The 25,117-nt window shown below is 49.4% G+C and carries 24 protein-coding genes; 9 read left to right on the top strand and 15 right to left on the bottom strand.

Features of this window, described 5'->3' with window-relative positions:
* Positions 1-31 precede the first annotated feature (31 nt).
* The 3 genes from pyrH to rpsB form a co-directional block, all read right to left on the bottom strand.
* Positions 32-754: a UMP kinase gene (gene pyrH / locus DESTI_RS19730; protein WP_014811742.1), complete on the bottom strand. Its 723-nt coding sequence runs from the start codon at positions 752-754 to the stop codon at positions 32-34.
* Between the two features lie 3 nt (positions 755-757).
* The gene (gene tsf, locus DESTI_RS19725; RefSeq protein WP_014811741.1) at positions 758-1,357 is read right to left on the bottom strand and encodes a translation elongation factor Ts; all 600 of its coding nucleotides are present in this window, start codon (positions 1,355-1,357) and stop codon (positions 758-760) included.
* 75 nt (positions 1,358-1,432) lie between these two features.
* Entirely contained in the window at positions 1,433-2,260 is an 828-nt protein-coding gene (rpsB, locus tag DESTI_RS19720; RefSeq protein WP_014811740.1) for a 30S ribosomal protein S2, read from the bottom strand.
* Between the two features lie 303 nt (positions 2,261-2,563).
* Between rpsB and DESTI_RS19715 the strand changes: the two genes are divergently transcribed.
* The gene (locus DESTI_RS19715; RefSeq protein ID WP_014811739.1) at positions 2,564-2,806 is read left to right on the top strand and encodes a hypothetical protein; all 243 of its coding nucleotides are present in this window, start codon (positions 2,564-2,566) and stop codon (positions 2,804-2,806) included.
* A 227-nt stretch (positions 2,807-3,033) separates the two neighbouring features.
* Entirely contained in the window at positions 3,034-3,984 is a 951-nt protein-coding gene (locus DESTI_RS19710) for an L-lactate dehydrogenase (protein ID WP_014811738.1), read from the top strand.
* A gap of 339 nt (positions 3,985-4,323) precedes the next feature.
* On the opposite strand, the gene DESTI_RS19705 is transcribed toward DESTI_RS19710, so the two are convergent.
* The 3 genes from DESTI_RS19705 to DESTI_RS19695 form a co-directional block, all read right to left on the bottom strand.
* Positions 4,324-6,309: a B12-binding domain-containing radical SAM protein gene (locus DESTI_RS19705; protein ID WP_014811736.1), complete on the bottom strand. Its 1,986-nt coding sequence runs from the start codon at positions 6,307-6,309 to the stop codon at positions 4,324-4,326.
* Between the two features lie 117 nt (positions 6,310-6,426).
* Positions 6,427-7,047 carry a hypothetical protein gene (locus tag DESTI_RS19700; RefSeq protein ID WP_014811735.1) on the bottom strand — a complete coding sequence of 207 codons (621 nt, stop codon included), beginning with the start codon at positions 7,045-7,047 and terminating at the stop codon, positions 6,427-6,429.
* Positions 7,048-7,283: 236 nt separating this feature from the next.
* Positions 7,284-8,624 (bottom strand): efflux RND transporter periplasmic adaptor subunit, encoded by a 1,341-nt coding sequence (locus tag DESTI_RS19695; RefSeq protein WP_083846820.1) that lies wholly within the window; start codon positions 8,622-8,624, stop codon positions 7,284-7,286.
* A 504-nt stretch (positions 8,625-9,128) separates the two neighbouring features.
* Between DESTI_RS19695 and DESTI_RS19690 the strand changes: the two genes are divergently transcribed.
* The 5 genes from DESTI_RS19690 (at position 9,129) to DESTI_RS19665 (ending at position 12,728) form a co-directional block, all read left to right on the top strand.
* The gene (locus DESTI_RS19690) at positions 9,129-9,689 is read left to right on the top strand and encodes an ankyrin repeat domain-containing protein (protein WP_014811733.1); all 561 of its coding nucleotides are present in this window, start codon (positions 9,129-9,131) and stop codon (positions 9,687-9,689) included.
* A gap of 701 nt (positions 9,690-10,390) precedes the next feature.
* The gene (locus tag DESTI_RS19680) at positions 10,391-10,738 is read left to right on the top strand and encodes a hypothetical protein (RefSeq protein ID WP_014811731.1); all 348 of its coding nucleotides are present in this window, start codon (positions 10,391-10,393) and stop codon (positions 10,736-10,738) included.
* An 80-nt stretch (positions 10,739-10,818) separates the two neighbouring features.
* Positions 10,819-11,709: an ankyrin repeat domain-containing protein gene (locus DESTI_RS19675; RefSeq protein WP_014811730.1), complete on the top strand. Its 891-nt coding sequence runs from the start codon at positions 10,819-10,821 to the stop codon at positions 11,707-11,709.
* A 266-nt stretch (positions 11,710-11,975) separates the two neighbouring features.
* Complete coding sequence (locus DESTI_RS19670) at positions 11,976-12,332, top strand: hypothetical protein (RefSeq protein ID WP_014811729.1); 357 nt, start codon at positions 11,976-11,978, stop codon at positions 12,330-12,332.
* A gap of 99 nt (positions 12,333-12,431) precedes the next feature.
* The gene (locus DESTI_RS19665) at positions 12,432-12,728 is read left to right on the top strand and encodes a hypothetical protein (protein WP_014811728.1); all 297 of its coding nucleotides are present in this window, start codon (positions 12,432-12,434) and stop codon (positions 12,726-12,728) included.
* A gap of 193 nt (positions 12,729-12,921) precedes the next feature.
* On the opposite strand, the gene DESTI_RS19660 is transcribed toward DESTI_RS19665, so the two are convergent.
* Positions 12,922-13,368, bottom strand: coding sequence for a DsrE/DsrF/DrsH-like family protein (locus tag DESTI_RS19660; RefSeq protein ID WP_014811727.1), 447 nt, complete (start codon positions 13,366-13,368; stop codon positions 12,922-12,924).
* Positions 13,369-13,724: 356 nt separating this feature from the next.
* Between DESTI_RS19660 and DESTI_RS19655 the strand changes: the two genes are divergently transcribed.
* Positions 13,725-14,069: a hypothetical protein gene (locus tag DESTI_RS19655; protein ID WP_014811726.1), complete on the top strand. Its 345-nt coding sequence runs from the start codon at positions 13,725-13,727 to the stop codon at positions 14,067-14,069.
* A gap of 154 nt (positions 14,070-14,223) precedes the next feature.
* Here the strand turns inward: DESTI_RS19655 and DESTI_RS19650 are convergent, their stop codons facing one another.
* The 8 genes from DESTI_RS19650 to DESTI_RS19615 all read right to left on the bottom strand — a co-directional run bounded on the left by DESTI_RS19650 (position 14,224) and on the right by DESTI_RS19615 (position 22,724).
* Entirely contained in the window at positions 14,224-14,562 is a 339-nt protein-coding gene (locus tag DESTI_RS19650) for a cupin domain-containing protein (RefSeq protein ID WP_041287362.1), read from the bottom strand.
* A 41-nt stretch (positions 14,563-14,603) separates the two neighbouring features.
* Positions 14,604-15,332 carry an ABC transporter ATP-binding protein gene (locus DESTI_RS19645; RefSeq protein ID WP_014811724.1) on the bottom strand — a complete coding sequence of 243 codons (729 nt, stop codon included), beginning with the start codon at positions 15,330-15,332 and terminating at the stop codon, positions 14,604-14,606.
* Positions 15,329-15,955 (bottom strand): ABC transporter permease, encoded by a 627-nt coding sequence (locus DESTI_RS19640; protein ID WP_157212221.1) that lies wholly within the window; start codon positions 15,953-15,955, stop codon positions 15,329-15,331. The genes DESTI_RS19645 and DESTI_RS19640 overlap by 4 nt, the downstream gene beginning before the upstream one ends.
* Positions 15,956-16,103: 148 nt before the next feature.
* Entirely contained in the window at positions 16,104-17,102 is a 999-nt protein-coding gene (locus DESTI_RS19635; protein ID WP_041286340.1) for an ABC transporter substrate-binding protein, read from the bottom strand.
* Between the two features lie 480 nt (positions 17,103-17,582).
* A complete protein-coding gene (locus DESTI_RS29170; protein WP_157212220.1) occupies positions 17,583-19,496 on the bottom strand; it encodes a sigma 54-interacting transcriptional regulator in 1,914 nt (637 codons plus the stop codon).
* Between the two features lie 538 nt (positions 19,497-20,034).
* A complete protein-coding gene (locus DESTI_RS19625; protein WP_014811720.1) occupies positions 20,035-20,649 on the bottom strand; it encodes a hypothetical protein in 615 nt (204 codons plus the stop codon).
* On the bottom strand, positions 20,646-21,527 hold the full coding sequence (gene prmC / locus DESTI_RS19620; protein ID WP_014811719.1) for a peptide chain release factor N(5)-glutamine methyltransferase: 882 nt from the start codon (positions 21,525-21,527) through the stop codon (positions 20,646-20,648). The genes DESTI_RS19625 and prmC overlap by 4 nt, the downstream gene beginning before the upstream one ends.
* A 228-nt stretch (positions 21,528-21,755) precedes the next feature.
* Complete coding sequence (locus DESTI_RS19615) at positions 21,756-22,724, bottom strand: formylglycine-generating enzyme family protein (protein ID WP_157212219.1); 969 nt, start codon at positions 22,722-22,724, stop codon at positions 21,756-21,758.
* A gap of 281 nt (positions 22,725-23,005) precedes the next feature.
* On the opposite strand from DESTI_RS19615, the gene DESTI_RS19610 reads away from it, so the two are divergent.
* Positions 23,006-25,090 carry an Eco57I restriction-modification methylase domain-containing protein gene (locus DESTI_RS19610; protein ID WP_014811717.1) on the top strand — a complete coding sequence of 695 codons (2,085 nt, stop codon included), beginning with the start codon at positions 23,006-23,008 and terminating at the stop codon, positions 25,088-25,090.
* The last annotated feature ends 27 nt before the right edge of the window (positions 25,091-25,117 follow it).

Raw genomic sequence — 25,117 nt, 5'->3', positions numbered from 1 at the left:
CCCTCTATCTCAAGTAGGGTCCTGAGACTGTTCAGGCCGAGACCATCAACGTCCCGACCTTCTCACCAGCCAGCGCTCTCTGGATGTTTCCATTCTCATGCAAACTCAAGACAATGGTTGGAATTCTTTTTCGTCCCAGGATCTCGATGGCTGCCGCATCCATAATGCCGAGTCGTTTTTCCAGAGCCTCCTCGACAGTAACATATTCATACAATTCGGCATCGGGATACACGTGCGGATCTTTGTCGTACACCCCGTTTACCTGGGTTGCCTTAATCACGACGTCCGCATCGATCTCCACTGCTCTCAAGGCAGCCGCAGAATCCGTAGTGAAACACGGATTACCGGTGCCACCTGAAAAAATAACGACAAACCCTTTGCTGAGATAATCTTTGGCTTGTTCGGAATCGGCCTCTTCCACAAAGTGCCCGACAGGAAACGCGCACATGACGCGGGATTTCACTGACAATTCTTCAAGAGCCCAGCGCAGCGCCAGGCCGTTCAGGACTGTGGCAATCATGCCCATGTGATCCGCGGCAAGGGGAGGGACCCCAACGGAGGCAGCTTCTCTTCCGCGGAGAATATTGCCGCCTCCTATGACGATTCCCAATTCATGGCCTGCATTCCGTGCAATCTCGATCTGTCGGGCTATACGGGAAATCCCGTCTTTGTCGAAGCCATAGTCACGTTCGCCGGACATGGCTTCACCGGAAATCTTCAGAAGAGCGCGGCGATATCCCTCACTCCTCTTCATCGATTACTTGCTTTCACCAAGCTGAAATCGAACGAAACGGCCTACGGTGATGTTTTCCCCAAGCTGGCCTATTTTCTCTTTAATCAGTTGGTCTACCGTCTTATCAGGGTCTTTCACGAAGGGCTGATTCAGGAGGCACACTTCTGAAAAGAACTTGTTGAGCTTACCTTCCGCTATCTTCTCAAGCATTTTATCGGGTTTTCCCGCTTCTTTTGCCTGAGTCATATAGATTTCCTTTTCCTTTGCCAGCACTTCTTCCGGTACATCCTCGGAGGAGATCCAGCGGGGGGAACTTGCGGCAACGTGCATGCACAAATCTTTGACCAGCTCTGCGTACTGATCTGTCTTGGCCACGAAATCACTCTCACAATTGAGTTCTACCAATACGCCGATCTTCCCGTTCATATGGATGTAGGAACCGATCCGACCTTCCGAGGTCGCCCGTCCTTCTCTCTTGGCAGCTTTCAAAGCACCTTTCTTGCGGAGATAATCTACCGCCGCGTCCAAGTCTCCGGCAGTCTCCGACAGAGCTTTCTTGCAGTCCATCATGCCTAGGCCGGTTTTCTCTCTCAGTTCCTTTACCATTTGCGCAGTTACTTGCATATTCTTCTCCTATCGCATTGAAAAGCGATCCCTCCATCTGGGGTATATGATCTACTGTTTCGGGTGGAATCCGGTCTACTCTTCTTCGTCTTCGCTTTCCACGTCCGCTTCTTCTTCCGAGCCGGCAGGCTCTCCATTTCCAGCGGCAGCTTCGACCTGGGGTTCCGTTTTCCAGGCAGGCGCTCCGGCTTCACCTACATCCTCTTTCAAAGAAGCTTCGTACATGCTTCTTCCTTCGATGCAAGCATCTGCCATTTTGGCCGAAAAGAGACGTATTGCCCGGATTGCATCATCGTTTCCGGGAATTACGTAATCCACTTCATCCGGATCGCAGTTTGAATCCACGATCGCGACGATGGGGATATTGAGTTTTCTTGCCTCTTTCACACCAATGTTCTCTTTTTTGGGATCCACGATGAAAACAGCCCCGGGAAGTCTCTTCATTTCGCGGATTCCCGAGAGGTTCTTGCTGAGTTTTTCAAACTGGCGCTGAAGGTTTACCAGCTCCTTTTTCGTGTAGTTGGTCTCTTCAGGCCTGTCCAGTATCGCATTAATATGATTGAGTCTCTCGATGCTCTGCTTGATAGTGGAGAAATTGGTCAGCATCCCACCGAGCCAGCGCTGATTCACATAAAACTGATTGCACCGTGAGGCTTCTTCCTGGATGGCATCCTGAGCCTGTTTCTTGGTGCCCACAAACAGGACGCTCTGTCCGCTCGCACAGGTCTCCTGGACGAACGAATACGCTCTTTTGAAAAGCCTGACGGTCTTCTGCAGGTCAATGATATAAATGCCGTTACGGGCGCCGAAAATGTACGGTTTCATCTTGGGGTTCCATCTTCTGGTCTGATGACCGAAGTGAACTCCAGCTTCCAACAGTTGTTTCATGGTAATGAGTGACAATGCGAGAATCTCCTTTTCGGGTTTTTCCTCCACCCTTGAAATTGCGTTCCTTATTCACAGGAACGACCCGACATCCAGGGGTGTGCGAGTTAACCCCTTATTTTGTTCCAATCTTGCTGAAAATACAACCTCAAAATGGACAAAAAAGAGGTAAACAGTATGAATATAATAATCCCGATGAATTGAGATGGCGTGCGGGACGTTTTCGTATAACCCAAAAAAATGAAATCATGCACTCGACCAGTTGAACTGCTCTTCCGACACGGTGGTAGGAATTATCCCCATGGATGATTATTTTTATGAATGAAAGTCATTAAAACAGTGCGGCTGCTCAACGAAATAGCTGATGAAAGGATCACGGCGATGATAGAGATGAGATTGGAAGATCAGGAAGCCGGAATGGTGGAGGAACTCCTCGAGACTTATCTTTCGGACCTGTCCTTCGAGATCGGCCGAACAGATGAGTATGGCTTCCGGCAAGAACTGAAACGAAAAAAACATATGGTGCAAGACGTAATTTCAAGGATGCATGAAAGGGCCGCCTGATATTGTTTCGCAAGAAAATAAAACCGGGGAGGCTCTTCTTGTAAGAAGGTTCCTCCCCGAACCCCACCTCAAGAACTTTTCACATTCGTCGGACCCATTTTCCTTTCAGAAAAATGGGTCCGACGAATGAGAGAAGCTTCTCGAAGTGAGTTTGGGGAAGCATTTTTTACAAAGAAGGGCCCCTGCGTTTTATTTACTCGTGAAATTGCGTCGATGGGGGGAGAAGAATGAAAGTTGGAATAGTAGGGTCCGGGCTTGTCGGTTCCACGTGTGCGTATGCAATGGTGATGAAAGGAGTGGGAACGGAAATCGTTCTCATAGATAAGAACCGTAATCGAGCCCAAGCCGAGGCGTACGATATTTCTCATGCCGTGCCTTTTGCCAATCGCATCAGGGTTACTTCCGGTGAATATCAGAACCTCAAGGGCAGCAGGGTTGTCATTGTGGGCGCAGGTGTCGGCCAAAAACCCGGGGAGACTCGACTCGAGCTTCTCAAGCGAAATGAAGACGTGTTCAGAGAAGTGATTCCCTCAATTCTGGAACATGCGCCTGACGCGCTTCTCCTGATCGTCACGAATCCTGTGGACGTGATGACTCACTTTGCATGGAGGTTCGCGGAACAGCATGGCGTCCCCCCTTCAAAAATCATGGGTTCCGGGACAACCCTTGATACGGCTCGGTTCAGATCGCTGCTTGGGATACATTTCGGAGTCGATCCTCATCATGTTCATGGGTACGTCATTGGGGAGCATGGCGATTCGGAGGTTCTCACATGGTCTTTACTTTCAGTCGGTGCATTGCCGCTGGAAGAATTCTGCAGGGTCCGTTGTGACGTGGACAAAGAGATAAAAGAGACCATTGAATACCGAGTCAAGAAAGCCGCATACAAGATCATCGAAGGAAAAGGAGCCACCTATTACGGTATAGGGGGCGCGGTGTCTCACATCGTCGATGTCATCCTGAACGACTACAGAGCTATTCTGACGGTCTCTGCGAAAACTCCTGAAATCGAGGGTGTGACGGACGTAACGATATCTCTTCCCAGACTGGTTGGAGGCGAGGGCATTCTTGACACGTTTCCACCACCTCTCGATGCCGATGAACACAACGAATTGCGAAAGAGCGCTCTCGTCGTGAAGAGTGCGATAGATGAATTGGATGAAGCGAAAGCATCTTGATATAAATACCTGAAAGCACCATGAATCCCCATAGGCCTTGAAATAAGAACCCCTCGCAATGACAAGGATTAAGTCGGCTGTTGAATGGTGGATTCCTCGCTGTTCGCGGGCGTTTTCCATCAACATGGGTCGGCAGAGACGCCGACCCCCACCACGAAAGCTGGGAGTGGATGCTCTTATTTTAACGCCATGGGGCAAGAGGGGTGTGTTGATCTAACTCACTGAAATCACGCTGAATCACCCTTTATAAAAGGGGGACATTGATGGCCTTCTTCATACTCGGAGGTGCCCATTCAGGCAGCCGCGACCCTAAGCTGTCCACGGGTTTTGCGCCCGTGGCTAAATCGACTGCAGTATGGATTCCTTGAACTGCCAATCGGTGTTCCAGCCTGAAGCAAGACGCTTCCAGATTCTCACGTGTGAAGGATTTCTGAAAAGTACTTCTTCGTGATTCGAACCGTGAAACTTCAGCAGTCGGTTCAGCCCGCGTTTGAACGTGACATCGTGGGATTCCAATTCCCAGGAGATCAGCATCGGTGTTTCCAGCCGCGTGACAAGATCCCGCCTGTACTCGGGAGAATCCCAGATAACCGTCGCGAAGGAAGAATACTTGCGGGAAATAGCCCGCTTACCTGCAGTGTTCCCTGTATCGGGAACTATGATGCAAAAATTGATATTGACCACCTCACCCTCACCGCATAGTGGAAAGTAGGATCGGTTCAGGAAAAGGTCAGGGTTCCCGGCAGACGCGAGGGCAGCTTCGAAGAAATCCATGGGCGGCGGTTCCTGCAGTTCGAGAACAACATGAACCACAGCATGTGGATTTGTGTTTGCGAATTCGGTCAGTATCTCGATCATATGCTCCTTGTGATACTCTCCTTTGAACCATAAGGTGAACGGGTCCGAAGCCTTCTCCATTACTTGCAGGAAATCTTTTCGCCATGTTTCTCTTGCGGGATTCACTATCCACTTGCTGACGTAGTACCCGTCTTCTACAGACTGCAATACTTCCGGTCCACGATCCACCAGAGATGGCGGCGCGATGTAATCCATTTCCATATCGAATGCTTGTTCGCATTCCAGAAGTGCGGACTGAATCTTCTCTGACTTGAATGTCGGCGTGGAACGAATGTGGTACGGAGGCTTCGGATCGTAAACGAGGCCCAATTGTTCCGCATTCGCCCTGAAATCGGTGCCTGGCAGTATTGAGAGAACAAACGGATGAACTACCGAATACGCTTCTTTCTTGTTCAGCCACTGAAGTGTTCGGCTGAAATCACGCGGAGTATCACGCGGTAGCCCCACAATAATTCCTGTGGTCACTTCGACACCGATCTGCTTGAGCAGTCCTACCCCGACCGCGATCTTCTCAGGATCGCCTTTGCGGCCTGCAGCTCTCAGCGCCTCCTGGTTTGTGCTCTGCAGACCTATTTCTGCCGAGGCAAGGCCGGCCTTTTGAAGGACCGGCAGGTCCGAGGATTCCAGGAGATCCGCTCGAAGTTCGGTGTGTAGCTTGGGGTATTCGCTTCGTCTCCTTCTGCGCGCCATGGATCTGAGCAGTCTCCGAAAACCTTTGCGTGCATTGAAGGTGGGATCCATGAGGTACATTTCCCGGATTTTCGATTCAGGCGAATAGACGAAATCCAGGACCTTGTCCAAGCGCTCATTAGAATGAAACCTCAAACTGCACGATGCCTTGTGATAATAGCAATACTTGCACCTGAACGGGCAACCCCGCATGGTCTCGAGAAACAATGTGCCATCCGGTGACGGGTTTATCCTCCTATCCAGGTACGGATACTCGCAGGCATCCAAATTCCACGGTTCCGGTGAATCCGTATTTACCTGCAATCTTCTCTTGGGGTCCTTCCAGGCAATGCCGGGAACACCGGTGAACGCTCGTTTTTGGGTCGATCCCAGAAGCGTGGTTATCCTCGATTCACCTTCACCGAAGACGGCAAGATCCACTGCAGGATGATCCAGGACCCACCTGTTGTCCGGGGTCACCTCGGGTCCGCCTACAAGAACAATTGTTCCTGGAGATCGCCGTTTGATCGTTGATGCGAGAAAAAGGCTTCGCTCCACGTTCCAAACATACAGGCTGAATGCGATAATCCCCGGTTCTCTCCTGAGAATATCGGAACATAAGGCTTTATCCCCGAGTACATCTACGGATTCCGGCGGCAGAACATCGACCTTGAGCGTCAATTCCGGGTCTCGCCCAAGAGCAGCTATAAGAAATCCGGCGGCGAGCGGAATATTTGTCGGAGGAATCTCAAAAGAAAAACGGGGTGGAGGCAATTGTACGAATAAGGTTTGTTTCATCACTCTATTTATGCAGAAAACGTTACGCTCCCGTCCATGAAAAAGTGTACCCTCGGGATGCAGGGAGAAAGCCCGGCATCTTATGCTCTATGGACATTTCCAGTGAATTCAGGATGATTACCGGCCGGAACCCAAAATGTACTCCCGAATAAGTGTTCCCACCATGAACTTGGTTATTGCCCATTTACCGGCCATGATCCGCCAGAATGTATCCGCTCCCGGCACTTGCATATTCAGCATGAGGGGAAGGAAATGGAAGAACTTGAACCGAAGAATTCCAGCCGCATACATTGGCGCGCCTGAATCGTCGCCCTGATGCACCGTGGTAAAGAGAGTAGTAATATCCTGGAACACGTCAATTTTCCAGTGATCGTGTTTTATATTCTTTTTACCGAAAACGAAATACGTCCTGCCGTCGTCTGCAGTAAACCTGAACGCGTAGGTCATCAGCTTTATGCGCAGTTTGGGGTCTATGGAATACAAGGTGAAAACCCCGTCTCGCATGGGAAAAGTGCCGCCGAGCGGCTCAAACGTCACGTTTCCGTCGAGCTGAGCAGCATGATCGGGTGAATCAATGAACTCCTGAAGATTCGGAATGGTTATCCGCGCATCGAAACTCATCCAGGTGTTGTTTTCTTCACCCTTTATTTGCCCGCTGAAAAAATCCCTCTCTCCTATTCCCACCCATCCGGAGAGCGTCTCCGTGAATATGATACCAAGACCTCCCAAGTCACTCATAAGAAGACTCCTTTAGCATGCATACACAGATTATAAGGGGGTAAGATATAAAAGCCTTATCATCATAGAATGTTAGACCAGTTTAGGGAATATTGAGAAACCTCTTATTTGCCGGTCCCGGCAAATCTCCTTCGCTACGAACGGCACCGCCTGACTTCGCTTCGGAGACGTGCCGGGGACCGAATTTGCTCCTGCCGGTGGCGGGATTACTTCTTCGACTGCACATTGGTATTACGTCATGAACGCTTATTTCCATTTCCGGGGGTTTTTGGTGATTCTTGCTGCATCTTGGGCGCTTCCACGGCAGTTTCCTTGCCACGGGACGCCTTTGCAGGTTTTTGAATCTCCGACGGCTCCAGAGGCTGCCCGGAACTAAGAATCTCTTTCCCATACACCACTACGGTATCGCCGTCTTTTAACCCTTCGAGAACTTGCGCGTTCTTGGCATCGGTTAATCCGATCTTGGTTCGCCGTAATTGTGCTTTCCTATCGCTGTCCACTACATAGACCGCATTGTAGTCATTATCTCGAATCTGTTCCAAAAGAGCTTGCAAAGGTACTCGGGTGCAATCCGGAATTTCTTTGTACACGGTGCGACCGCGGGCAAACATTCCTTGCAGGAGGAGCATATCCGGATTATCCAGATAAACACGCACCTGAAACAAACGTCCCTGATTTGCCACCGGCTGTATGTAGGTCAATTTGCCGAAGAAAGCCTTGCCGGGATAGCTGTCGATCGTGACTTCTCCTTCTATACCTCCCGTAAGAATTCTCTTGACGTTCAGTCTTCCCACGTCGATATCGGAAAGGTACGCCTCGAGATAGACTCTGGTGTAGTCACTGATCATAAAGAGCTTCCCAGCCTCCGATACCCAATCACCTCTTTCCACATATCTGTTGGACAGCAGACCGGCAACAGGGGCTTTTACGGTCGTCTTGTTCAGATCCTGCAGAGCCTTTGCAAGAACTGCTTTATCGGCTTCCACCTGAGCAAGTGCATTTTGATAGTTGGAAAGCTTCTGTTCGTACTGGGTATGACTGATAGAACCGCTCTTGAAAAGCTCAAGGTTCTTTTCCCATTCGATTTTGTTGTACGCGAGTGTTGCCTCGTCTTTCTGGAGATTGGCGGATGCCTGATTGGCGGTTTCCTTTATTTTCGTGTCATCAAAAACGAGGAGAACCTGATCCACTTCGAGAGCTTGTCCGTCTGCAACCTCTATGGATTTCACCTGTGCAGACACTTCAGACGAGACAGTCGTGTTGGCTACGAAGTTCAGGGTACCCGAGAGCTCCAAAACCTGCTCGATAGTTCCCTTGTCCACCTTGAGCGTACCAACCTTCATTGGAGGTGGCGGAGGCTTCTTGTTCTGTTGCTGGCCACACGATATCAGCATGGAGACAGCCAGAATTATCGCGAACGAGATAAGGCACGTGCGCCTGACATTATCACCGTTCCAGGAGCACAGAATTCCAGCAATTCCATTCCTCACCCTGAGGCAGGTCAAACGAAGAGTGCGGTCAATTATTTCTTTCACACTACTCTTCACTGTCAGTTCACCCATTTTGTTTGAAGTCATTCCTGCACCGACCGCGGACTCGTTGAGTCACGGAAACGTACATCCGGAAACAATAAATTGTAGCTTACTCCTTTAAGGACTTAAAGGGAAAAAGGAGCAAGCCCGCAGGCTTTAGTTTTGGGCGGCAGTTTGGCAAGTATTTGTTTGAGGAAAACCCAAAAACCAATGCTTTTTAACTTGACGTGTTAGGGGTCCTATGTCTACGCTTAATCCATTATTTCCAGGTCTCGTGATAAGAGAGACATTTTTCTCTTAAAGTTATTCGAGAGGCGCCTCCGTCTTTCATCGTTCGGCGAAGCTATCAATCATGCGTTATACGGGCAAATCAAAGGTCTTGACGCGAGATTAACCCCATCATGTTGGGATACTTTCCTGTGAGGACGATGAGTTGTCGATCGCTACTCGAGACAATTGTTGCCCGAAGGTACGGAAAAGAGAAAAACCCAGGTCAAGAAAAAGACGAAGTTAATTAAGCGTAGTGTACGCCGGAGCCCAGGATTTCTAATGTATAAGTCTCAAATTGCCAATTTCATAAGATCGCTATTGATTATCAGCATGCTCTTTGCTCAGACAGCATGCGGACTTCAAGACCGGGGGCTGGAATTCTCTTCGGGTGCTGGGCAGATTGAAATAGTTAAACTACTGCTGCTCATTGGTGCCGATATCAATGCGCGGAACGAACACGGCGCCACTGCATTAATGGCTGCTTGCCTTATGGGCCATAGCGACATTGTGAAGCTGCTTCTTGAAAAAGGAGCGGATCTTAATATTAGAGACAAATATGGTGGCACAGTCTTAATGGTAGCTTGCGCGGGTGAGCACGAAGATATAGTAAGGCTGCTCTTGGACAGGGGGGCAGATATCAATGCAACGGCCGGCGGTGGCTGGACTGCGTTAATTTTGGTTTCTGGCGTGGGGCATTTTAACCTTGTGAAGCTGCTTGTAGACAGGAAAGCTGACATCAATGCCAGAGATGCCCGAGGTGATACGGCATTGTCAGCAGCTCTCAAGAAGAATCACACCCAGATCGTAGCATTTTTGAAGGCTCACGGAGCTCAGGAATGATTACTCTGACGAATCATGGCGCGTTTCAGAAACCGGGTGAGTACGTCAGTCAATGCAGATTGGGACGAAACTGAAAAAATCCATGGTAGGTCTAATAGCTGACGCGTGCCTGGTCACTGTGGTCAAGCGTACGGAAGGACATTACTTGGATCAGCCGAACAGAAGTGCATTGTATGGAAAGGAAATAGAAACTCCAGAAGTGCCATGCGATTCCTGTGATACAAATTCGGCATTTCGCATTTCGCATCAATCAGACAGCAATAAGAGAAATCGGTCTCGATGGCTGTCGCCTGTGGAGCGGATTGTATGCATAATTGTTGGCCTGTTTCTGATTTATGTGATTCCCCTGTTACCGCAGGATGTGAGTCAGTGGTGTGAGTGGTTTCTTGGAGGTAGAGAAGAACTGTCGTTGTTTCCGCCTATCCGGATTCTCATAGTTTTGACTTTGTGCCTCTTATACATCCCACGGCTCCTTGGACTTCTCAAGAGAATCATAAAGAATCGTGGATTCTGAGGGATCTGGGTACACCATATATAATCGGTGACACATGGAATGTATTAGATCCGAAGGGTTCGAAAGAGGTTCGAGGAATCAAGTATGGTGCCCCTAGAATTTGCCTGGAATCATACCTAGAATTATGATGTCCTCAGGATTACAGAATTACCAATCTCAAAGTTCCATTTTCTAGAGGTTTGTTCATATGGTTCTCAGGCTGATACCCTTCGTCATTGCTTCTGTCCTCTTGAGTGCTCATTTCTTGAGGGAAGGAAACATAGGCCTGATGCTGGTGTCCATTCTGGTACCTCTTTTTTTGCTGATTAGAAGAAGATGGATTCTGATTGCACTGCAACTCTGGTCCTACTTGGCGGCAATCATCTGGATGAATACCATGATTGACCTTGTACAGCAGCGCATGATGGCAGGCCGATCATGGGGCACAGCAGTCATCATTCTCGGTTCAGTCAGTCTATTTACCATCTTTGCAGGAGCGTTGCTGAACTCACGTGTGTTAGAAGAAAAATTTCCTCGTAGCCGAGCCTCCCGCTAAGAGTTCGAAATAGCTCGCGCAGGATCCGGTAAATGAGATAACCCTCATGATGAATCAAATTGTCGGAGGTGAGGCTTACAATGCACAGATCAATGGTCGCTATGACCGTGACCGGGGTATTGGTCATCTTTACAGTGTTCGGGCCCGCCATACATGCGGACGAAAAGGACGATTTTTTTGAGGCTGTTCAGAAGCGAGATCTGAAACGAGTCCAAGACCTTTTGAATAAAGGCGTTGACGTCAATGCCAAAAGAAACGGTTGTACAGCTCTAATGCTGATTCATTGGTACGGGGTTCGAAATAGCGAATTAATGAAACTGCTGCTGGAAAGGGGCGCTGACATTAATGCGAAATCCAAGCGCGGCAGGACAGTCCTGACATATGCTGCAGGGAGCTGTGCGACGGACATTGTGAAATACTTCCTTGACAACGGCGCTGATATCAATGTGCGCGAGATTACGGGGGATACTGCGCTGATCCTTGCTTCCTGTGAGTTGTGTTGTGACACCGTAAAAGTGCTACTGGACCGAGGGGCAGATGTTAATGCTAAGAATGCAGTGGGATTTACAGCGCTGATATCGGCGGTTAGTGGGTGCGCATTCGGTTCTTGGGCAAGACCTGCCCAATTGGAGACTAAAATAAGTGTGGACAAAAAGTGTCCTTTTGACGGTGATACAAATGCTCCTTCCCTCCGATCAAGCCCTCCTGGGGGAGCAGTAAAATTGCTTTTGGATGCTGGGGCAGACGTCAATGCTAGGGATGATTATGGGAGGACAGCACTAATGTGGGCTATCGATTCGCACCACAGTTTTCGCGAGGAAGACGTGAGACTGCTCTTGGAGAGAGGAGCTGACGTACATGTTAAGGACAAACAGGGCAAAACGGCACTCATGAGGGCTGTTGCACTTGCTAAGTTTGCAGGAGCCAACAAAATAGCGGAACTCCTCAAGGCCCACGGAGCAAAGGAATAACTGCGCCGGAATTGACCGGAATTGACCCGGAATTGGGAATTGACGGGAATTGTGCGGAATTGTGTCACGGAATTAATGGACAATTTTGAGCTTCCGTGTTTCTTGCGCTATTTAGGGAATAATTCCGAGTAACGGCATTGACTGTCGTCTTCTGCGTAAGCACAATCTGGTACATAAGAGCCATTGTGAAAGATGTCTCGAGATCGGTCCTAATCATGCCGACGAAAGAGAAATTGGATTACTTACCGGAAAGGGAGTGATCAGAAGTGACTATCGACGCAAATGTATTGGAAAAGATTGATGCCTTGCATGACGAGGGACGCGATTTCGTCGAGAGCGGGCAGATACACGGCGCGGTCGCAGAATACGAATTTGACACGTGCCGATTCGACAAATGGCGTCGCAAAGCAAATGATCTGCTGTACGTCCTGGGCGGCTGCGATGATCTCTATTATCAGCGATTCTCCAAACAAGTCTTGAGACCTCACGTGAAGGACCTGGAAGTAGGTCTTAGAATTCTCAGTGCGGTCAGAGATGACGTGAGCAGTAAGATACTGCGAGAACGCACTGGAAAAGCATGTCCCGAGAAAGGTTGCAGCAGGCCGAGCGCCGGTTTTGACTAGTCGGGCTCTCAAGTGGTTGGCGTAACACCTCACTGATACCGGAAGCGGGGTTGTTCCTGGACCAGCAAATCAACCGGGAAGAAAATACGGAGAAACACCATGGATTTCGATAGCTTTTGTGACGGCATGTCAGCCGAGCTTGCCACATGGAAAACCAGGCTCCATGAGGTAGTTCAGAAATTCGACAACGTTGAAAGCGGGGACAAAACAAAGATGGTTCCTTTCGTCAACGATTTGCATATGATCCTCGAAGAGTTTGATGAGAGAATCCACAAGCTCAGGACAGAGTGTGAAACCGCAATCGAGGCTAAGAAAACCGAACCAGAGGGCAGATTTATTCACAGCAGGAAGGCCTTCGAGCAAGCTGACATTTCTCCTGCTGAATTCGGCGGATAAAACGAAATAAACCGCGCCTATCGGGATTTGCGGGATCTGGACTCACCGTACTTAAACATCGTGCCACGATTGGCCATCTTGGTAGGGACAGGCTTGGCGCCTGCTCTAATTTGGGTGGACACTAGGCCCGTCCCTACAATCAGGCCGAGCAGATGCCTTGATATGGTGACGGCAGGCATTCTCATTATTGCTTCTAGGTGAAGAGCGTGACATCGGCCTGTTGTGCCATCTTTAGAAAATCGGCGGCGTTGGCTATGTCTACTCCTTCAATAAAATCTTCGGAGTTCAACTCGAACATGGCCATTGCCATGTGGCAGCCTATGAGCTTAACGCCTTCCAACTGACACATTTCCAGAAGATCTTCCAGAGTAGGCAGCTCAGCTTTTTCAATCTTCTTTTTCATGAGCCCTGTAGCCAGATGCGGCATTCCCGGTATTGCCCCCAACGGACCCGAGGGGTAGAACTTCAGCTTTCCCGCAAATCCTTTCCTAATGACGTTCAGACCACCGAAAGTGTAGTAGATCGTCGCGTCCATTCCGATTCGGACAGCGTTGATGGCCAACACCGCCGACGGATATGCCCCGTCGAGGGAATCGCGGGAACAGACCACCATGAGTTTCTTTTTGCCTTCGTGATTCATCGGTCGGTCTCCTTTTGAGAGGTTTTCCTCAGTGAGGAGCACTGAGGAAAAGCGATGATTAAAGGATTTATCGTCAAAGCCTCCAGTCGCACACATAAAGATGCATATATATCAATACAAGAATATACTGACAGGTTTGCCTTTTTCGTGCAAGAGGTTTTTTACAAAAAAAGTAGGAAAAGGTGTTGCCACTCTACAACAGAAACAATTTTACAGACTTAAATATTTTCTCTTACCAAGCGCGAGTAATGATTCCATTTGCCGCAAATTGGTGATATGGGTTTGCGGCAATTCCAGGTGACACGACAAAATGTGCGAATATCAGTGATCACGATTCCTTAAGGAGGAAGCCCGCTATGAGGAAATTTAAGGACATATTTGACTGCCACCCTGACGAAAACATGGACTTTGAGACAATGGTCAAGACCCTGTGGCCCAGCGTCATGGGCGCTCACGAACGCATGCTGTCCGGCTTCCCCACTGTTTGGGACGCTTACTGGTATGGCACTTTCACCACCCTGTTTTCCCAAGTGTGTTTTGAAAAAGGGGACAAGGCGGTGGAACGCATCGTAGGGAAGAAGAACTACCGTAAATATATGGAAGAGCAGGAGATGATCCTCGGTGGCATGCATGATTCTTGCTGCCAGGAGGCCCCCGAGGACATTCTAGCTCAACTTCAAGCGGTCATAGATGGCAGATGAAACCGAGTTGATCCTTCGCGGAAAAACCAAGTTTGCTTTCAAGCCTGGCCAGAAAAAGACTTGCCTGTGAACAGAACGCTTGCACGCTGTCGGTCCGGCGCGGTTGTCGGACCGACAGATGTCAATTCAGGAAATAGCACCGGCAATAGTCGATCTAATCTTCACTTTTTCGCTTCTTTACTACTGTAAGCATCATTTTGAACGGGACATGTGCATGAAGCGAGTGTGGAACGTCTGCCGGCATAATCACGATCTCGCCTGTTTTGGCGGTAACCTCTTTACCGCCGATTGTAACGGAAGCTTCTCCATCCAGGATCTGGACCATGGCGTCACCTGGCGCCGAATGCGTGCTTAATCCTTCTCCTTCGGAAAAGGCAAACAGCGTTATACCTACTCCACTGGTATTCGCAAGAGTTCGGCTCACAACTTTTTCATCTGCATAATCCACTTGTTCCAAGAGTCGATGGGGTTCGGAGAACGAAATGTTTTTCATGAGTTCTTCTGTCAACGTGCTACTCCTTATCTGCAACCGCATCATTGAACATGATTGCCTGATGAGAGGCTAGAGGGTGCTACGGAACCCCCATACCACGATGAGAATTCAATGGTTCTCGAAATCGCTTTCTTGTGATCACCAAGTAATTTTGCGCTCACCTCCTTCAGTTTGCCCTCCGGCCCGAGCATGTAGATCTTGTTTGCTATCCTGATGACTTCTTCAGGATTGTGAGATACGTACAATACAGTTAGCGGCCGTTCGCTCAGGATTCTTTTCATGAGAGAATGCATTTCGTCCTTTAATCCCGGATCCAAGGAGCTGAACGGTTCGTCCATCAGCAAAATCTCCGGATCTGTCGCAAAAGCTCTGGCTACGGCGACTCTCTGTTGCATTCCTCCGCTTAGTTGTTGGGGATAGAAAAGTGCGTATTCTTTCAGGGCCACTTCCTCGAGGCAGTTTGCGGCAATTTCTCTGGCTTTCTTTTTGTCGCAACCGTTGGCTTTTAAAACAAAACCAACATTATCGAGTGCAGTTTTCCATGGTATGAGGCGGGGCTCCTGGAAAATGTATCCGATTTTGGAGCTTCCCACCATGAGAGTTCCGCTATCCGGACAAGTGAGTCCGCTAATTATTCTCAAGATTGTCGATTTTCCCGAGCCGGATCTTCCCAATAGAGCAACCACTTCATTACGTTCTACGCAGAAATGCAGGTCTTCAAGAACAGACCTTCCGTGAAAAGATTTGTTGACACCGGTGAAACGGATCATGTACTCTCTCCTTCTTTCCATCTCATGATGTAGTTCCTTGCAGGATTGAGCACTCCGAATTCAAAAACCCCAACCAGCATAAGGCACACGACAATCCACGCAAAAAGTGTCGCGGTCTCCAAGTTCGTTCTGGCAAGTGAGAACTCGTAGCCTATGCCGGTATAGGCCCCGAGCACTTCGGCAAGTACCACAATTCGGATTCCGAAACCTGCTGAGAGAGCAAGTCCTGCCAAGAGCGGTCCCCCTATGGAAGGCAAGTAGATATCTCTGAGGAGAAGGAGCGAACCGGCTTTGTACACGCGGCCCATCTCCAAAAGGCTTCTATCTACGGCATCTATGCCCTCGATCGTGTTCACGTACATGATGGGAAGAATCAGCAGAGAAGTGACAAATATCGTCTGGATACTCCCCATCCCGAACCAGACCATGCCGATGGTAACCAGCACTACAGGGGGAATGCTCATTAAGGACCAACGTACAGGTTCCAGTACGTTTCTGATGCTCGGCCTGAGCCCGGCTACCAATCCCAATCCAAAACCTGCTATTGCTCCAGAGAAAAGACTAATCCCGAAGCGCTTGAGTGTTATTGCCAAAGTCTGCCAGAAGTTCTCCGTCAAAATCATTCGCACTAATCTGACGAGAGTTTCACCGGGCGACGCAATGATGATATCTGACACAAGAATCGATATCACTTGCCAAAAAATAACGAAGATGCACACCCCGAATAAGACCTCGGGGGATTTTCCCGCGAATGAACTTCGCTCTTGGGGATCACTTGTAGTAGAAACTATCATCGGGTAATCTGCCGCCTATTGATGATGGATTCATCTCCACCAGTTTCGAGAACATGAAGATCAGAGCTTCTTTGGAATCTTGGGCGCTCGTTGATTCGAAGATCGTGTGCTTCAGAGATTCTGTGAAAGCAGTCGATGGCACTCCTTTTACGTATTCGGCTGCCAACTTGCCGGCTTCTTCGGGATGCTCGGTACACCATTTGACAGCAGTGTCATAGGACTTCCGGAACGCCTCAACCACCTCCGGATGTTTCAAAACCTCCGGCAATGCCACTACGCCGGCATTGGGGAATTTCGGTTGTGTGCCCATAATCTCTCCCCACTCTTTTTGAATGTCGATTACGCGTTTTAACGTGATTCCCTTCTCCTGCGCTTTCTTGATCGCCACTTCTGCGGCAGGTTCGATCATGAGCCCGTTCTCGGCGCTTCCGCCCAAGAGGTTCATGGTTATATCCAAGGGAGAGCTCACGTACTGAATATCGAAGTCCTCAAAAGGGGCTATTCTCCGTCCTTTGCACACGAGCTGAAACAGGAGGTCGGGTTGATCCCCTCGAAACGGGATGAGGATTTTGCGGCCCTTCATGTCATTCAGGGACTTTATACTCAGATCTTTGCTCACAACGTAGAAAACACCCCATACAGATACATTCAACAACTTCAGCTTTACACCTCTATTGTAGAAAATGGCCGCAACGTTACTGGGAATGGAAACGAAATCTGCCTGACCCTGGGTAATTATTGCCCTTAGTTGGTCAGGATTGTTCCATATGATGAGGTCAACCTCTTTTGCCACATCCTTCAGCATTCCTTTCCGGACCATGTAAGCCATTGGCATGGCTAAAGGAGAGAATGGGCTCGCCAGAATGATTTTGTCGGGCTTAGCAGATTGCTCGGAAGCGAAAACAGTACCCGCCACAAGGGGAAGTGTTAAAAGCACAATGACAACCATCAGCCGCAGCTTACATGGATACATCATAAAGCTCCTCATACATCAATCATGCCTCTGGGATAGGCCTCTTATTGCATTGGTCGACAAATTCGCCGAATAGCACGCCTACGTTTGCACGTCTACTTTTATTTCGCATGCCTAACGTACTGCGACACATCTCATTATGTCAAGTCTTATTTGTTGGGCGCTTGTGTCCCAAGATCCACATTTTTAGACCGCACCTCGAGATAATGCTGCACCATGCTTTCTCTTGAAGTTTTTCCGATTTGTGAAACACTTCAACAGCGCTCATGTGCAGCTTTAACAACGAACGCTATCGCTCCTGGTTACCTGGAGGTGCACAGCCTTTCACTGAAGAGGTTTGATCTTGTGGCACGTATTTGATGGGTTCAAGTATCTGATTGGGCAATATTCCATAGTCTATGAATAATGCTTGGGGATCTGGGGACACAATAACTCTTCTATTTGGCCCATCTCTCAAACCTACAAATTATGGTCAACGTATTTTTATTCATCATCATAACCTAGCGTTTTCATATAATGTTTCAAAGAATGACGGGAGATCCCCAAGAGTGTCGCGGCTCCTTGTCTGCTTCCTCCAGAGCGCCGCAATGCTTCATTCACCATGAATCGTTTCAACTCCTGGGTCATCTCGTTTAATGACCGATCCGTTGGAAACGATATTGAAAAACATGCTTTTTCTTCTCGCGACGGCAAACTTTCAGCGTCAGACAATCCAAGAGCAAAAAGATCGATCTTTTTTCCATGCGAAAGGATCAAAGCCCGCTCCAGCACATTACGCAGCTCTCTCACATTGCCCGGCCAGTCATATCTCTTAAGCGCATTTGCGGCGGCTGGATCGATGGCAGGAAACGTTTGAATCTGAAGTTCATTCAGAAGCTTAGATAGGACCTGCTCAACGAGCAAAGGAATATCTTCTCGTCTCTCTCGAAGGGGAGGAATTTCTATGGACATGACATTTATCCTATAGAAAAGGTCTTCACGAAAACGCCCTTTTCGGACCTCTTGCTCCAGATCTCTGTTCGTAGCGGCAATAAGCCTGGCATTCACTGAAATTACCTTCTCGCCTCCAACACGGGTGAATTTTCTGGTATCCAGGAACGTCAGGAGTTTTGCCTGTAATGGAAGTGAAAGCTCTCCGATCTCATTCAACAAGAGAGTGCCGCCCTCGGCTAATTCCAGAAGTCCACGTTTGCGACCGTATGCTCCTGTAAAAGCTCCCTTTTCGTGACCGAAGAGTTCCGATTCGGCAAGCTCCGGAGCTATTGCTGCACAATTAATTGAAAAATACGGACCGTTGGCTCGATCCGAATTCTTGTGAATGTATCGAGCCAGATGATCCTTTCCGCTGCCACTCTCTCCCAGGAGCAAAAGCGTGATATTTCCCTCTGCCGCCAGACGAGCGCTCTTCAGTGTCTTCTGCATCGCCTCCGACGGATATTGCTCTTCCGGATCAGCCGAGACATCAACTCTCGTCCGGTCCGTTATGTCGCGTGCTATCACAAGGACTCCAATGATTTCACCCAGATCGTCCCTCAGCGGCGCTCTCGTTTCGAAAAGCACTCTGGGAATTCCATTGATCTTGACAGTGTGCTCTTCCTCTATCGACTGACCTTGTAGGACGCGGGTATCAAGATCTCTGAGGTAAGCTGCATCTTCCGGACCGAAGAGGTCTTCATAGCACCGACCGATAATTTCGGAGGCCGATAATCCCACAAGCCTTTGTCCGGCCGGGTTTACATCGATGTACCTGAATGATTTGTCTTTGAGAAAAATGTAGTCTTCAGCGCCCTCAAAAATTGCCCTGAATCTCTTTTCGCTTTCCCTGAGCGCATCTTCCATTCGTTTGCGTTCAGTTATGTCTCTACATATTGCCTGAACCCCTGTCACTTTGCCTGACTCGACGAGCAGCCGCACGTTTTGCCCGACCCATATCATTTCTCCCTTTTTCGTTAAAAAGGGGAATTCATAATAAGTGCTTGCTAGTCCTTCAACGAGCTGTGCCCCGTAGAATCGAGCAGCATCGTCTCTGTATTCAGGATGAACCAAGTCAAGGTAATGTTTGCCCATAAGCTCTTTTTCCGAATAGCCGGTCATTTTTACAGCAATTGGATTAACAAACGTGAAGTATCCATGCGCGTTGCACTGGAAAACAATATCATTCGCCTCTTCCACCAACTGACGATAAAGCTGTTCATTTTTCCGAAGCAATTGCTCCATTTGTGACCGTCTTTTGGTATCCGGAGTAAAGTCAATGAAGACAAGGACAAGTCTTCGAGTGCCTATTTTGGCTAATTTGAAGCTCAGCCGAGCCCGTACTCTGTTTTGGTTAATCTCGAGCAGTGCTTCGCCCACCCTGGATTTCCCGTCCGCAAAGACTTTCTCTACTAAGGAATGCACTCGCGTGGTATCGCAGTGGCTAGGAAAGAAACCGAGGAAAAGACTGCTCGATGTGTCCTCAAAATCAGCACCTATTTGGCTGCAAGATTGATTCGCGAAAACCACCGAACCGGATCTGTCAATCAACAAGGCGGGAATGGGTAGTGCTTGTAGGAATTTCCTGAAGAAAATCTCCTGAGCATCCTCTTCAACGCAAATGCTATCACAAGAGCTCACATCCTTGGTCGGGGAGCTTTCGCAGTCAACTGAGGTCAGTTTATTGGCTGTCATGTTCACCTAACGAATTTGCTTTACCCAGACTGTCCTAATATGATTCTCGAAAAGAGGGGTATCTCAAGCGGAGTCAAAATGACCACATCTGCGGCGAGCGTGATTATCTCTGCAAATCGGAAAGTACTGTAATAAAGGCAGTCGATTTGGCTGAAATAATCCCATAAAATAGTCAAGTTGTCAATCTGTGGTTAGTAGATGATGCCTTTCGGCAGCGTAACAAGCCAATCTTGCGGAATTCCGGTTACGTCAGACGTATAGCACGTTGTTAGCTCCTAGTTTTCACTGCCGTGACGGTCCCGTGACACTTGCAGGCAGTAGCGATTAAATTGAGGCCCGGTCTTATTTTCTCCATCAGGTTTTTCAGATCCCGAAACGGATAACCCCCAACTCCCGGTAAAATTTGAAAACTTCTCTGGATGAAAACCGTCCAATCAGGAGATTTAAGCAATGCTAATTCCTCGTACAGAGGCACTCTCGGCAATCCGGTCACTGTACACGTCTCGCCCTCCGGACAGTCGTCGGGACACATGAAATCCGCTTTGGTGCATAAGATAGTGTTCTCATTCAGGAGATAAGGATTCGGCACTCTGGCTTCAATATTCGGGGGTAGCGCAGTTGTTTGGTGTCCACCGGCAGCAAGGACGTACGTCGCAGTGAGATGAAACGGAACCATCGGTATAACGATGTCCTCAGAGAGCATGGATTCATTGTCCAGGAGAAACGATGTCACGTCCGAGTTGATCGACGAACAATTCGGTAAGGACGGAATTTTTCCCGGATCGCTCTCCACGACTATAAAGCTGCTATCAGGCTGAGCCGATCCGATGCGATCATAGGCAAGGCGACCGAATTTCCCGAATCCCGCTATTACGTACCTCATGGGGAAAGCCTTCCTGTTACTACCCGCGGTCTTCCGGCCAAATCCTGGGTGATACGAATATCGACGAACGAGCTGGTCTGCTCGAGAATGGTTCGCGCCTGCATCTCCTGGTCCGGTCCGATTTCCATAAGAAGAGACCCGCCGGGAAGTAGAAAGTCCGGCGCTCCATCGGCAATTCTCCGAATCACGTTCAAACCGTCCGGGCCGCCGTCAAGAGCGAGAAGAGGTTCGTAATCGATTTCCGGCTCCAGCGTTGCAATGACTTCGGTAGGAATATACGGAGGATTCGAGCAGATTAGGTGAAACCGTTCTCCTTCTTTGAATGGTGCATAGAGATCCCCCAGCACGAACGTTATAGCAGAGGCAACTCCGTGCAGAGCAGCATTCTCTTGTGCCGTGTCCAGGGCAAGCGGGTCTATATCCGTGGCGACAATACGTGCTGCCGGATTTTCAAGCGCCACGACTATGGATATGGCTCCCGAACCCGTACCGATTTCAAGGAGCCGGGGCGATTCGATGGTAGCAAGCGCCCTAAGAGTCGCCTCAACAAGAATCTCCGTATCCGGTCGTGGAATGAGCACTCCGGAGACAGCCTTGAAGGTTCGTGACCAGAATTCCTTTTTCCCGATAATCAGCGAGACCGGCTCACGCATGGCTCTTCGTCTGACAAGCTCGCGATAGTTCATTCGCTCGGAGGGTGACAAAGGCCGCTCGAAATTGAGATACAGGAACAGCCGGTCCACGGATAGGCAGAACGCAAGCAGCACTTCTGCGTCAAGTCGCGCGGTTCGGATTCCTCTCTTTTTGAAGAAGGCCGTAGTCCATTCAAGTATATCCTTGATGGTCCACTTTTGAGATATCCTCTGCTGCTGTTCCATGTTCACGAATCCGGATTATTCCTTCTGGGGCATGCTATAGCAAATGTCAATCTGTCCGATTGCGAAAAGCGCTTCTCGAAAATCGGTGGGTGCCGTGCCTCCGTGCCGGCACATTTTTCATAACAAATCGACTAGTTCGATCCGACAGTGACGTCGGGCTCTATCGTTCCTTACAAAAGCCACCGGAAATGCTTCGAACACCTATTTGAGACAGTCACAGTATGCTCACTATTTTGCAGATGAATCGACATCTTTGACAATACGGAATCCCACAGTCCGATAAAATCCTCGCGGCACAGCTTTGTGGCGATTTTGTATGCGTTTGGAGCATTCGGGAGAAGCCCAGGAGCCACCGCGTATAACTTTATCTCGCCCAAGAGACGGACCCGTCGGATTCGGTCCGGGAGATTGAGCGTAAAAGTCGCGTGCGTACCAATCCGAGCACCATTCCCATACATTACCCATCATGCCTTTCATCCCCTGGATGCCTAGCTGTGAGCGGTAGACCGGGGTGGCACCTTCTCGAGAAAGCATGACCAGACTATCCTGGGGAGGAGAAGCGCAGGTCATAAGAGCCGCTTTCTCCCATTCGGCCGAAGTAGGCAATCTGCCACCGGCCCATTGAGCATATTCTGTCGCAGCATGCCAGGAAACGCATACCATGGGGTGATCGGCATAGCCTTCTTTTGGTTCGAAATGCTTGCCCTTTTTCACAACAGGACAATCCGGGCACGTGACCTTCACTCGTGGAGAGCCGTCCTTGGCAATTTCTCCCACTTGATTCAGGAACTCGCAGAATTCTCTTGCCGTCACCTGATGCTTGGAAACATAAAAGTCTTTCACAAGGACTTTCTGCAAAGGGCGCTCGTCCGGTCTGCCCTCCTGTTCGAGACTGCCCATGTCGAATTGGCCTCCCGGTATAAACAGCATGCCCCAGTACTTACCCATGCCTTCCCTGAAATTGGCATTCCTGGAGGGAGACGGAGGAATCCCCTTTCCTTCAGGTTGCGGTTGGGAACCTGGAAAAGGAGGAAGGGGCACCAATGAGTCCCCCGGACATGACGGAAGCAAAGGACAATCAAGAGGATCGAACTGAGGAGGCTGAGCCGCTGTTAGTTCTCCACTCTGAATTTCGTACGAACTGAAAAGTAAGAACATCGCGGATATTACAACGAGGGATATAGTCCGAAATCGCATTTCCGGTTTCGCATTCCGCCTTTTTGATACTACCGTCAGGAAGCTCTGTCCTTCGTTCCCGGTTGAGACAATGCCTGCAACGGCGTGCAAACAAGATCTGTAATGCACTCAGACTGCTCTCAACGCGCTGAGGCATACCTTTCCGCAGCGTCGCTGCCACAACGGGCAGCCGAATAGAATTCCAAATTATAATGGAGTCACAGAAGCCTCTCGTCAAGAGAATCGCTTGGTAGAATGACTGCAAATATGCATAATGCCCAAACCAATGGTAAGGAGCGGTTTTGTCGGGTGCTGATAAATATTTAGGATTACTAAAGCGTTATTTGGATGAATACGCATCGTCCGGGGATTTAGCGCCTGACGAGGTGTATTCTCGAGCTGTGGAGTCCCTTGTGGACGTTCTCCTGCGTGAAAATCCAGAGGAGGTTCTGAACGATTCGGAAATTCCCGATGAACTCAAAGGACCAATCCGTCCGGAAGATCTTGGAAAATTGTACGAATACTGGAGGGGATTCCGTCCGTCCCGCACATCCGGTGCATTGGTTCAGTGTATTAAGAGCAGAAGAAATCAGGGACTCTTTTACACACCGGAACGTATCGTGAAGTTTATCGTAGAGCGCACTTTGGACCACCTGGAATCCAACGGATCTGACCTGATCAACGTTCGCCTCTGCGATCCGGCTGTCGGAACCGGGGCATTCCTTGATGAAGCGCTGAATGCCCTCGCGTCGCGCATTCAACGCAATGACGGAACTTGCTCAGCTTGCACGGAAGAAATTCGAACTCATATTGTCCGGAACTGCCTCTTCGGAGTGGATCTGGACCCCGTCGCAGTGAAAATCGCACGAGCTGTTCTCTACAGGAGTATCGGACAGCCAAATTCGGGTATTACTCCTAATATTCGTGTAGGAAATACGCTCATCGGACGACTCGACTCACATGAAAAGAGACGGCAAGGTTCGCTGCGGGAGATTCCAGAGAACGGCACGGAATTCTTAAACTTGCCCGATGCTTTCCATTGGCCGGCTGAATTTCCCGAAGTGTTTTCACCGCCCGGAAACGGCTTCGATGCGGTAATTGGGAATCCGCCGTATGAAATAGTCTCGGTGAAAGAATCCGGAATCGCTTCTCGCAGTCTCGATCAAGCGTTCTTTCGCAAAACGTATGAGACGTGCTCCGGCAAAATCAACACATACAGACTCATGATGGAGCGCGGACTGCAACTGCTCAGAGAAGGCGGAATCCTTGGGTATATCGTTCCGGCAACTCTCCTGGCCGACTCAACTGCAGAAGCGCTTAGAAACATGGTCTTCAACCGAACCACGGTTCTTCATGCAGTGGTGATTCCCGAAAAAGCGCGGGTCTTCTCAAATGTCACGCAAGCGCTCCTGATTCTTATTACGCGTAAAGGAGGGCGAACAGAATCGCTCAAACCCGCTTTTTGGGATGGGATCGGCCCGATTCCGGAAACATCTCGTGTTTCCATTTCCCGCAAAACTATCGGGGATTGCGGGTGCAGAGTGCCTCTTGTCAGAGCCTCTCGAGAATTGACATTGCTGGAGAAAATTTCCTTGTTCCCTCCGCTTGGAGGAAACGATCGCGCCCCATCAAGAGTCTCCATATCCCAGGGCGAAGTGAACGTGTCGGTCCACCGGAAATTCATAACAGCGCACCGCACTGATTATCCGCTCATTCGAGGCGAACACGTTCTTCCACTGGCAATCGAGCACCCAGCCCCCAGCGGTGACCGTCTTGACTGGGTCGAGCCGGAGCTTGCGGAAAAGCTCATGAACGGCGGTGCTGCTTCGCGCAGAACCCGAGGTACACCGTGGGATGCGCAGCGGATCGTTGTCGGACGCGTGGTGAATATGGACTCAGCACGGAGATTGAAGGCCGCGTTGGCTCCAAAAGGGGTGTTTCTCGGCGACATGACCAATTCCATTGTGACCCGCTGTGTCCCGCTGGACTATCTCTTGGGGGTCCTCAACTCACGGCTTCTGAACTGGCGATTCAAGCTTACCAGCACGAACAACTATATTTCAGCACGGGAACTGGAATCGCTGCCTGTTCCCATGATCGATTTCACTGCGGTTGCCGATCCGAGAGTTCAGGAATTCGTTGACGCAGTCCGCAAAGATCTGTTTGACAGGGAATTCTCGTTGATGGAAATAGTTGAGGTCATTGATGCAAAGATTCGCTTACATGAGAATTCCGCAATCCCACTGCTGCTCGGCGGTGCCATACAAACGATAGTAAAGGACCTTCAAGCCGCTTCCCCGGAGAATCCTTCCGAAGCCTGGAATGTGCTGGATGCTTTTGTGCTCTTGCTGTACGACGCACAGAAATTTGGAGATCTACTGACGTAACAGGCAATTGCTCAATTACGATGCCAT

It is taken from the genome of Desulfomonile tiedjei DSM 6799 (genome assembly GCF_000266945.1).
Taxonomy (GTDB): domain Bacteria; phylum Desulfobacterota; class Desulfomonilia; order Desulfomonilales; family Desulfomonilaceae; genus Desulfomonile; species Desulfomonile tiedjei.
This window is presented reverse-complemented; position numbering and strand designations above follow the sequence as displayed.